We start from the raw sequence: 10,556 nt of genomic DNA, 5'->3' as shown, positions 1-10,556 counted from the left end.
CGCGCCCCCAGGGGGCGCGGGGAACTGCGCGATCAACCACATCGGCCCGCGGTCGCCACCAGACCGCAAGAGGCACCCCGTACAGCGAACCTGGACGTCAGCCCTTGACCGCGCCGGTCAACATGCCCTTCTTGAAGTGCCGCTGCACGAACGGCGACGCCACCGCGACCGGGATCAACGCGAGGACCATCACGGCCATCTGCAACCCGAGCGCCGACAACTGCCCGGTACGAACCGCCTGTTGCAGCCCTGTGGGCGACGCGGTGTTCTTCTGGACCAGCTGGATGAGCACGTTCTGCAACGGCATCATGTCCTGGTCGCTGAGATAGATGGACGCGTTGAACCAGGCACTCCAGTACCCGACCGCGTAGAAGAGTGAGATCACCGCCAGCACCGCCCGGGACAGCGGCATGATGATGGTCAGCAGGATCCGCAGATCCCCGGCCCCGTCGATCCGCGCGGACTCGGTGAGCTCGGGCGAGATGCCCATGAAGAAAGCCCGCAGGACGAGGATGTTGAAGACGCTGACCGCGCTGGGCAGGATCAGCGACAGATAGGTGTCGGTGAGCCCCAGCGACTGCACCAGAAGGTACGTCGGGATGAGGCCGGCCCCGAAGAACATGGTCGCCATCATGGTGAGCAGGAAGAACCGGTGTCCCATGCTGCCGGGCCGGGACAGCCCGTAGGCCGCGAGCACCGACACCGCCATCGAGAACAGTGTGCCGAAGAGCGTGACACCGACCGAGATCGTGATCGCCCGGCTGACCTGGCCGCCGCTGAGCAGCTCCGTGTAGTTGACGAAGGTGATGCCCTGGGGGATCACCACGAGACCGCCGACGCGGTCGATCACCGGCTTCGGGGAGAGACTGGTGACGATCACGATCCACAGCGGGCCGAGCACCCCCAGACAGCAGAGTGCGAGGAAGACGCTCTTGGCGGTGATACCGGCCTTGTTGGGCTCCTCCTCCCACGCGGGGCGGGCAGGGGCCTGGAGGCTGCGGACGAGCTGCGTGTTGAGGCTCACTTCTTGTACACCCCCTGCTCGCCGAGCAGGTGCGCGAACTTGTTCGCGCCCAGGACGAGACACACTCCGATGGCTCCCTTGACGAGGCCGACCGCGGCCGCGTAGCTGAAGTCGCCGTTCTGGATACCCATGTTCCACACGTAGGTGTCGAGGACCTCGCTGACTCCCACGCCGACCGCGTCCCGCTGGAGCAGGAACTGCTCGAATCCGACGCTCAGCGCGTCACCCACCCGCAGGACGAGCAGCAGGGCGATCACCGGGCGCAGCGCGGGCAGGGTCACGTGCCACATACGGCGCCAGCGTCCCGCGCCGTCCATGGCGGCGGCCTCGTAGAGGTCGGTGCTGACGGCGGCCAGCGCGGCGAGGAAGACGATGATCCCCCAGCCGGCGTCCTTCCAGACGGCCTGCGCGGTGACCAGGTACTTGAAGAGGTCCGCGTTGGTCATCAGGTCGAACCCGCTCCACCCGTGGTCCTCGAGGGTCTGAGCGATGATGCCCGCGCCGCCGAAAATCTGCTGGAAGACGGTGACCACGAGGACCCACGAGAAGAAGTGCGGCAGATACATGATCGCCTGTGCCACGGCCCGCACCCGGGGCCGGATCACGCTGTTGATGACCAGCGCGAGGGCGATGGGGATCGGGAAGAACAGCACCAGCTGGAGCACGAACAGCACGATGGTGTTCTTCGCCGCGCCCCAGAACAGCGGGTCGTCGAGCATCCGCGAGAACTGCTCCACGCCGGCCCAGGGGCTGTGGAAGATCGCCGTGATGCCGTTGCTGGAGACGTAGGGGTCGTAGTCCTGGAAGGCGACGACGTTGCCGAGCAGGGGGACGTAGTTGAAGAGAAGGAGCAGGAGGATGACGGGCAGCGTCATCAGGATGAGCGCGCGGTCGCGGCGCAGCCGGACCCGCCAGGGGACCTTGCCCGCCTTGCTCGCTCGACCTGCCTTGCCTGCCCTGCCTGCCCTGCCTGCTTTACGGGCCTTGCGCGGCACCCGTTCCGTCGCCACCGCTGCGGCGACCGCTGCCGTCGGTTCCTCGACGGCCGCGGGAGAACGAGTCCCGTCGGGCCTGCTCCCGGCCGTGAGAGACATCAGTTGCCGCTGCCGTTCTTGTCGATGAGCTGCTGGTACCAGTCGCGCAGCTTGTCGCCGCCGGAGGACTTCCAGGTGGAGATGGCGGCCTGCACGTCGGACAGCTTGCGGTTGCCGCGCACGTAGTCGATCTCCAGCTGCTCGAACTGGCTGGAGAGGTTCGCGTAGCGCGTCGGCTCGACGATGTTCATGCCGTACGTGGACGTCTTCTTCATGAAGGCGCCCATCCGCTGCTGCCACTCGACCTGCTTGCGGGCGACGTCCGGGAAGTCGGGGTGGGCGTAGTAGGGGGCCGGTGCGGCCAGCATCACCCAGGCGTTGACCACCTCGGAGTTGCCCAGGTCGTTCTTGACCGGGACGCCGTCCTTGACCATGTAGTGGGTGCCCTCGACGCCGTAGTCGACGAGCATCCGCTCCTTGGTTCCGTAGGGCGCGGCGGCGAAGTCGGCGGCGGCCAGCGCGTTCTCGATCGTGGTCTTCGAGGCGCCCTTGCGGATCATCGACCAGATGCCGGCGGGCTGGGCCGCCCACAGCGACGGGTTGCCGCCGTCCGCGCCGAAGATGTCCATGCCCTCGATCTCGAAGTCCGGGTTGGACGCGGCCTGTTCGGCGGTCTTCCCGTACCAGGTGGACATGTCGTTGTTGAAGACCAGGATCTGTCCGGCGGTGAACCGGTTGCCCGCGTCGCCCGAGCGCGCCTTGTCGTCGGGGTGGACCACACCCGCGTCGAACAGCTTGCGGGTCCACTCCAGGGCTTCGAGGTACTCGGGCTGCTCGATGCGGTACGTCAGCTTGCCGTCGGAACCGATGTTCCAGCCGAGCGTCCCGGAGGGGCGGACACCGAAGATGCCCCACGCGGTCCAGTTCATGTCGCCGCAGGCCCACACCTTGGCCTTGGCGCTGGTGGCCTCCTTGGCCCAGCTGAGGAACTCGTCGGGCGACTTGGGTACCGAGTAGCCCTTCTTGTCGAAGATGTCCTTGCGGTAGTACGGCACGATGAAGGACGCGGAGGCGGCCGGCATCGGGATACCTCGCAGTGCCCCACCGAAGATGCCCATCCGCCAGGAGTCGGAGGGGATCGCCGCCAGGTTCGGGTACTTCTTGACCTTGTCACCCGCCAGGTAGGGGCCGAGGTCCATGAACTTCGCGGTGACGGCGTTCGGGATCTTGCCGACCAGTTCCCAGCCGGGCACGACCACCATGTCGGGGATGGAGCTGGAGGCGAGGACGGCGCCCAGCTTCTGGCCGTAGGTGTTGCCGTCCTGGTTCTGCCAGGTGATCTTGGTGCCCGCCGCGGCGTCGAGTGCCGTGTAGTAGGCGCAGTCGGCCTTCGGCGGGGAGCCCCAGTACGGGGACATGATCTTGAAGGGGGCGCCGGTGCCCAGCTTCTCCGGGACCGAGGCGGTGAGAGTCGCGAGGTCGACCCTGCCGGTGTAGCCGGCGGACGAACCGTTCTTCGACGGAATGTCCGGCTTCGCGACCGCGCTCGCGGCGAACGTCGGGAGCAGCTTGTCCGCGGCCTTGCCCGATGTGGCTCCCTCGCGCTCGTCGCCGCCCGAACCTCCGCAGGCGGCAAGCAGCGGCATCCCGCCCGCCACCACTGCGGTGGCGACCGCCGTCGAGGCGAGGAAGCTTCTCCGGCTCGGCCCCGAAGGACCCGAGGAGGGGGCAGCGGCGTTCGGCGTCATTGCGTCAACCCTTCATGGCGCACCAGGACACCCGGCGGTGGAGCCGTCGGCTGCGGTGTCTTGAGTGTCTTGAGTGAGACTGGCTGAGCTGAAGCGTTCCTTCAACCAGTGCATCGGCTATCCGTAGTCGAAGCGCTTCGATGTTGCTGCGAGGTTAAGTGAACACCTGAGGGTGCACAAGGGTCGGTTCCAAGATTCCTCCGAGGTACGGGGCCCTGCCAGGCGGCCCGGAGCACTCCCGTGTGCCGCTTGACATCACGGGCGGGAAACGGAGTTGTTGCGCCTGGGTCTCTTGACACCCACCCCCACGTCGAATGAGCATCGAAGCGCTTCGAATGTGTCTCGACGCTCCATCGCAAAGGGAACCCCACGTGACCGCACAAACGCCGCCTTCGCCGCCATTCCGCGATCCGCAACTGCCGATCGCGAAGCGCATCGACGATCTGCTGTCGCGCCTCACCCTCGACGAACGGGTGGCGTTCCTGCACCAGTTCGCACCCGCCGTCGAGCGCCTCGGCGTCGCCACCTTCCGTACCGGCCAGGAGGCGCTGCACGGGGTGGCGTGGATGGGCCCGGCGACCGTCTTCCCGCAGTCGGTCGGCCTCGGCGCGACCTGGAACGAGGAGCTCGTGCACCGCGTCGGCGAGGCGGTGTCCAAGGAGGTCCGCGCGATGCGCGCCCACGACGACCGCATCGGCCTCAACGTCTGGGCGCCGACGGTCAACCTGCTGCGCCACCCTCTGTGGGGCCGCAACGAGGAGGGCTACTCGGAGGACCCGAAGCTCACCTCGGCGATCGCCACCGCCTACACCCGCGGCCTGCGCGGCGACCACCCCGCGTACTGGCGCACGGCCCCGGTCCTCAAGCACTGGCTGGCCCACAACAACGAGACGGACCGGTCCACGTCCTCGTCGTCGGTCCGCCCGCGCGTGCTGCACGAGTACGATCTGCGCGCCTTCCGCGAGACGGTCGAGGCGGGCGCGGTGGCCGGTGTGATGCCCGCGTACAACCTGGTCAACGGCCGCCCCAACCATGTCTCGCCGCACCTGGGCGACCAGCTGCGCACCTGGACGGACGAGGACCTGCTGGTCTGCTCGGACGCGGGTGCGCCCTCCAACCTGGTCGACTCGGAGCACTACTACGACACCCACGAGGAGGCGACGGCCGCCTCGCTGATCGCCGGTGTGGACAGCTTCACCGACCACGGCACGGACTGCTCGAAGATCGTCGCCCGCCTTCAGGGCGCCCTGTCCCAGGGCCTGCTGTCGGAGGAGGACATCGACACGGCGGTCCGCCGCCAGCTCTCGGTCCGCTTCCGGCTGGGCGAGTTCGACCCGCAGTACGACCCGTACGCCGACACCTCGGACTTCGACACCCCGGCCCACCGCGCCCTCGCCCAGGAGGCGGCGGAACAGGCGATCGTCCTGCTGAAGAACGACGCCGGCACGCTCCCCCTGCCTCCCGGCACCCGGGTGGCGGTGGTCGGCCTGCTCGCCGACGAGTGCAAGGCCGACTGGTACAGCGGCACCTTCATCCACCGCTCGACCCCGCTGGAGGCCCTGTACGAGCGCTTCGGCGCGGAGCATGTCGAGTTCGCGGAGGGCGTGGACCGCGTACGGCTCCGGACGTCCGCGGGTACGTTCCTGCACGTGCCGCCCGCCGAGGACGCGCCCGACGTCGCCCGGGGCGCCGAGGGCGCGCTGGACCCGGCGCTCCTCGCGGGCCGGACCGACCTGCCCGCGCTCACCGCCGCCGCCGTCGGCACCGAGTTCGCGCTGATCGACTGGGGCGAGGACCTCCTCACGCTGCGCGCACCCGACGGCCGGTACCTCTCGGTCGCGGAGGACGGTTACGTACGGGCGTCGGCGGATCAGCCGGGCGGGTGGATCGTTCAGGAGACATTCCGCCTGGAACCCCATGAATCGCATGATAACCATCACCTCCTCAGGCACGTCGGTACGGGTCGCCACGTCTCCGTCGCCGCCGACGGCGTGAAGGTTGCCGACGCGGAGGAGACCCCCCCGGAGATCTTCGAACTGATCGTCGCCGAACGCGGTGAGGAATCGGTGAAGAGAGCGGCCGCCTGGGCGGACGTGGTCGTCGTGGTCGCGGGCAACGATCCGCACATCAACGGCCGCGAGACCGAGGACCGCACGACGCTGCACCTCCCCGCCCACCAGCAGCGTCTGCTGCGGGCGGCCCGCGCGACGAACCCCCGGACGATCCTGGCCCTGGTCTCGGCGTACCCGTACGCGGTCGACGTCACGGACCTCCCGGCGGCCCTGTGGACCGCGCACGGCGGCCAGGCGGCGGGCACGGCCCTGGCCCGCGTCCTGGCGGGCGACGCCTCTCCGGCGGGCCGCCTCCCGCAGACCTGGTACGCCGACGACGCCGACCTCCCCGACCTGCTGGACTACGACATCATCGGCTCCCGGCAGACGTACCTCTACTTCGAGGGCACTCCCCTGTTCCCCTTCGGCCACGGACTGTCGTACACGTCGTTCGCGTACACCGACCTGACGGCCGAGGCAGGGGACGACGAGACGCTGCGGGTGTCGTTCACGGTGACCAACACCGGGGACGTCACGGCGGACGAGGTGGCGCAGCTGTACACGAGGGCGCCCGAGTCGCCGGTCGCCCGCCCGCGCAGGGAGCTGGTGGCCCATCGCCGGATCACCCTGACGCCGGGGGAGTCCGTACCGGTCTCCTTCGAACTGCCGCTCAGCTGCCTGGAGTTCTGGGACGTGGCGATCGGCGGCCCCCGCCTCGCCCCGGGCATGTACGAGCTCCTGGCGGGCGCGTCGAGCGAGGACATCCGCGTGCGTACGACGGTCCAGGTGACGGGCACCCCGCCGCTGCCCCGTCCGGTGCGCCGACTGGGCCTCGCGGCGGCCGACTTCGACGAGCAGAGCGGCGCCGAGATCGTCGACCGGACGAAGGTGTCGGGCGACGCGGTGACACCGGTGGGCGGCGGAGAGGCCGAACTGCTTTACCGGGACTGCGACTTCGGGCCGGGCGTCACCGAGGTCACGGTCGAGGTCGCGGGCGGGGGAGCCGTGGAGGTCGTAGTGGACGACGGCGACAAGGCGACCGTCCTGACACCGGCCCCGACAGCGGGCCCGTACGACTACACGACGGTCCGAGCCACTCTCACCACCGACGGCGTGCGCGACGTACGCCTGAGACTGCGCGGCCCGCTGCGGCTGGCGCACGTCGGCTTCTCCGGCTGAGGGTCCGGAGCGGTCGGCACATGGAAGGGGTCCGGCACCGGAAGGCATCGGTGCCGGACCCTTTCGTGACGGCGCGTTCGCGTCATCGGCGAGTGTATGTGGAAACGGTTCCCATTATCTAGAGGGCGAGGCCCGTCAGTACGAGGACGCGCTCGTACGTGTAGTCGTCCATCGCGAACCTGACGCCCTCACGGCCGACCCCGGACTGCTTGGCGCCGCCGTACGGCATCTGGTCGGCGCGGTAGGAGGGCACGTCACCGATGACGACACCGCCGACCTCCAGGGCGCGGTGGGCCCGGAAGGCGGCCTGGAGGTCGTGGGTGAACACGCCTGTCTGGAGGCCGTACTTGGAGTCGTTGGCGGCGGCGAAGGCCTCGGCCTCGCCCTCCACCCTCAGCACGGTGAGCACCGGGCCGAAGACCTCCTCGCAGGAGATCGTGGCATCGGCGGGTACGTCGGTGAGGACGGTCGGCGCGTAGGAGGCTCCGTCGCGCTTGCCACCGGCGAAGAGGTTCGCGCCGGCCGCCACGGCCTCGTCGACCCACGCCTCGACCCGCTTGGCGGCGTCCTCGCTGACCAGCGGCCCGACGTCGGTGGCACCGTCGGCCGGATCACCGGTCACCTGGGCCTCGACGGCGGCGACGATGCGGGGCAGCAGCCGGTCGTACACGGAGGCGTCCGCGATGACCCGCTGCACGGAGATGCAGGACTGGCCGCCCTGGTAGTTGGAGAACGTGGCGATACGGGTCGCCGCCCAGTCCAGGTCGGCGTCGGAGGCGTAGTCGCCGAGGACGACCGCCGCGCCGTTGCCGCCGAGTTCCAGGGTGCAGTGCTTGCGCGGCACGGAGTCCATGATCGCGTAGCCGACCTTCTCCGACCCGGTGAACGAGATCACCGGCAGGCGCGGGTCCTGCACGAGGGCGGCCATGCGGTCGTTGGCGACCGGGAGGACGCTCCAGGAACCGGCGGGCAGGTCGGTCTCGGCGAGGAGTTCGCCGATGACCAGGCCGGACAGGGGCGTGGCCGGGGCCGGCTTCAGGATGATGGGGACGCCTGCCGCGATCGCCGGGGCGATCTTGTGGGCGCAGAGGTTGAGCGGGAAGTTGAAGGGCGCGATGCCGAGGACGACGCCCTTGGGGAAGCGCCGGGTGAGGGCGAGGCGCCCCTGACCGCCGAGGTCGGTGTCGAGGCGCTGCGCCTCGCCGCCGTTGAAACGCCGGGCTTCCTCGGCGGCGAACCGGAACACGGAGACGGCTCGGCCCACCTCGCCGCGGGCCCACTTGATCGGCTTGCCGTTCTCGGCGGAGATGAGCTGGGCGATCTCCTCCGTGCGCTCGACGAGACGCCGGCTGACGTGGTCGAGGGCGGCGGCGCGGACGTGGGCCGGGGTGGCGGCGAACTCGTCACGGACGGCGTACGCGGCGGCGACGGCTTCCTCGACCTGGGCCTCGGTCGGCACGCCGACCTTGCCGACGAGGCGTCCGTCCCAGGGGGAGGTGACGTCGAAGGTGGTCTCGCCGGTGGCCTGGCGGCCGGCGAGCCAGAAGGCGTGGGTGACGGGCGGCGTGGAGGTCATGGGTACACGGTAGGGCGGGGAGGGCGGGGGGTTACTTGTCCGGGGTGGAGTGGTGGGGGCGGAGGATGGGACGGTTCGGCGTGTTTCAGCCCCTCCGGCGTTCGAGGAGTAGGGGTTCGGGGGCAGCGCCCCCGCCTCACTCCCCCACCGCCGCCGTCGTCTTCAGCGCCAGCCACAGCTCCATCCGCACATCCGGATCATCCAGCGACCGCCCCAGAATCTCCTCCACCCGCCGCATCCGGTACCGCAGCGTATGCCGGTGCACACCAAGATCCGCCGCGGCCGCGTCCCACTGCCCGTGCCGGGACAGCCAGGCCCGCAACGACGCCACCAGATCACCCCGCCCCGTCGCGTCGTGCGCGTACAGCGGACGCAGCAACCCGTCCGCGAACGCCCGCACCGCGTCGTCCGCGAGCAACGGCACCACGGACCCCTCGGCCAACTGCTCGTGCCCGACCAGCACGCGCCCCCGCCGCCGGGCCACCGACAACGCCTGCTCGGCCTGCTTGTACGCCGCCGCGGCGGCGATGGGCCCGGCCGGGCCGGACATCCCCACCACCAGCTCGTCCTCATCACCGGAGGGACCCGAGTAGCCAGAGGAAGCGGAAGAACCGGAAGGGCCGGAAGGACCCGAGTCGGAGGCGGACCCGGGAACAGCGGAAGAAGCCGAAGCCTCCGCCCGCGCCCCCTCCAACGCCGCGGCGAACTCCTCACAGGCCCCCACCGCCGCACCCCCGTCCACCGCGAGCACGACCAGCCGCTCCCCCTCCGGCACCACCAGCACCGCCTCCCCGGCCCGCGCGGCGGCCGACTCCAGGCACTCGGTGAGCCCGCCCAGCGGATCGCCGTTCGTGTCGGCGGCGACCAGAGCACCGGCGGTGGGCCTGCTCGTCTTCCCCTCCGGCGCCGTCGCCCCCGCCGGAGGGGACGCCGACTCGGCGACGACGATCCGGTACGGCGCGTCGAGCAGCTCGCCGTACAGGCCCCCGGCGACGGCGCGCGCGTGATCGGGTTCGCCGGCCAGCAGCATGCGCAGAACGGCGGCTCCGATGCGCTGCTCGGCGGCCTGCAGGGAACGGGACCGCTCGGTGGTCAGGGTGAGAAGCGCGATGGCCGAGTGAAGGGCGTACCGCTCCGCCGTACCCAGCGTGGCGGCCGTGCCGACGGCCAGTGCGGCGCGCGGCCGGCGTCCGGTGCCGAGGGAGTGCAGCTCGACCCGGTCCCGCTCCCCTTCGTCGTCCCCGCCGCCCGCGCCCACCACCGCGCTCGCCGGCGCGGGCCGCTCCCGCAGCCGTTCCACGTCGGCCGTGAGCCGCGCCGCCCGCCGCCCGGCCCACTCGGGCGCGGTGGCGACGACGGCGCCCGAGGCGTCGTACAGCGCGGCCCAGCCGTCGACCTGCGAGGCGAGGGCGGCGAGCAGGCCCTCCGGACCGTCGCTCAGCGCCTGCCGGGTCAGTTCGCGCTGCGCCGCGAATCCGGCGGTCACCGCCCGGTACTGGTCGGCGGCGATGGCCGCCGAGACCGCCTTGCTGATGGCGAGGAAGGGCGTGCGGCGCGGTACTTCGAGGAGCGGGAGACCTTCGTGCTGCGCCGCCTCGACGACAGCCTTCGGGATGTCCGCGTAGTTGACCCCGACGGCGAAGCCGAGTCCGACGACCCCCGCCCCGACCAGCCGCTTCACATAGCGCCGCATGACCTCGGCGTCCTCCGCGTCCAGCTGGAGGGCGGTGATCAGGAGAAGCTCCCCGCCCTCCATGTAGGGGACGGGGTCGGCCAGTTCGCTGACATGAGCCCAGCGCACGGGTACGTCCAGGCGGTCGCCGCCCGCCCGCACGGTCAGCTTGAGCGCGGAATGGTGGACGAGCGAGGCGAGCGTCGGGGGCATGAGGCCTTCAGGTCTGTGTGATCTCCGTGAACTTTTGGCCGCAGCGTATGAACGACCTG

At 70.4% G+C, this 10,556-nt stretch carries 6 protein-coding genes; 1 reads left to right on the top strand and 5 read right to left on the bottom strand.

Annotation, left to right across the window (positions count from 1 at the left end; genetic code table 11):
• Positions 1-97: 97 nt before the first annotated feature.
• The 3 genes from OHN74_RS31910 to OHN74_RS31900 are packed head-to-tail and all read right to left on the bottom strand — an operon-like array spanning position 98 to position 3,806.
• A complete protein-coding gene (locus OHN74_RS31910) occupies positions 98-1,024 on the bottom strand; it encodes a carbohydrate ABC transporter permease (protein WP_327698019.1) in 927 nt (308 codons plus the stop codon).
• Complete coding sequence (locus tag OHN74_RS31905) at positions 1,021-2,118, bottom strand: ABC transporter permease (RefSeq protein WP_327698018.1); 1,098 nt, start codon at positions 2,116-2,118, stop codon at positions 1,021-1,023. The genes OHN74_RS31910 and OHN74_RS31905 overlap by 4 nt, the downstream gene beginning before the upstream one ends.
• Complete coding sequence (locus OHN74_RS31900) at positions 2,118-3,806, bottom strand: extracellular solute-binding protein (protein ID WP_327698017.1); 1,689 nt, start codon at positions 3,804-3,806, stop codon at positions 2,118-2,120. Before OHN74_RS31900 ends, OHN74_RS31905 begins: the two co-directional genes overlap by 1 nt.
• Before the next feature lie 371 nt (positions 3,807-4,177).
• Here OHN74_RS31900 and OHN74_RS31895 point away from each other — a divergent pair, with 371 nt between their 5' ends.
• Positions 4,178-7,036: a glycoside hydrolase family 3 C-terminal domain-containing protein gene (locus tag OHN74_RS31895; RefSeq protein WP_327698016.1), complete on the top strand. Its 2,859-nt coding sequence runs from the start codon at positions 4,178-4,180 to the stop codon at positions 7,034-7,036.
• Positions 7,037-7,154: 118 nt separating this feature from the next.
• Here OHN74_RS31895 and OHN74_RS31890 read toward each other — a convergent pair whose 3' ends face one another.
• Together OHN74_RS31890 and OHN74_RS31885 are read right to left on the bottom strand one after the other, a co-directional pair.
• Positions 7,155-8,612 carry an aldehyde dehydrogenase family protein gene (locus tag OHN74_RS31890; protein WP_327698015.1) on the bottom strand — a complete coding sequence of 486 codons (1,458 nt, stop codon included), beginning with the start codon at positions 8,610-8,612 and terminating at the stop codon, positions 7,155-7,157.
• 136 nt (positions 8,613-8,748) lie between these two features.
• Positions 8,749-10,497: a PucR family transcriptional regulator gene (locus tag OHN74_RS31885; RefSeq protein WP_327698014.1), complete on the bottom strand. Its 1,749-nt coding sequence runs from the start codon at positions 10,495-10,497 to the stop codon at positions 8,749-8,751.
• Between the last annotated feature and the right edge of the window lie 59 nt (positions 10,498-10,556).

It is taken from the genome of Streptomyces sp. NBC_00459 (assembly GCF_036013955.1).
In the GTDB taxonomy this organism is placed as follows: domain Bacteria; phylum Actinomycetota; class Actinomycetes; order Streptomycetales; family Streptomycetaceae; genus Streptomyces.
The sequence above is the reverse complement of the archived record's forward strand: the minus strand, read 5'-3'. Positions and strand labels throughout refer to the sequence as shown.

Bases quoted from the DNA above. Each gene is read 5' to 3' on its own strand.
- OHN74_RS31905 (WP_327698018.1), bottom strand. From the start codon at position 2,118: ATGTCTCTCACGGCCGGGAGCAGGCCCGACGGGACTCGTTCTCCCGCG.
- OHN74_RS31900 (WP_327698017.1), bottom strand. From the start codon at position 3,806: ATGACGCCGAACGCCGCTGCCCCCTCCTCGGGTCCTTCGGGGCCGAGC.
- OHN74_RS31890 (WP_327698015.1), bottom strand. From the start codon at position 8,612: ATGACCTCCACGCCGCCCGTCACCCACGCCTTCTGGCTCGCCGGCCGC.
- OHN74_RS31885 (WP_327698014.1), bottom strand. From the start codon at position 10,497: ATGCCCCCGACGCTCGCCTCGCTCGTCCACCATTCCGCGCTCAAGCTG.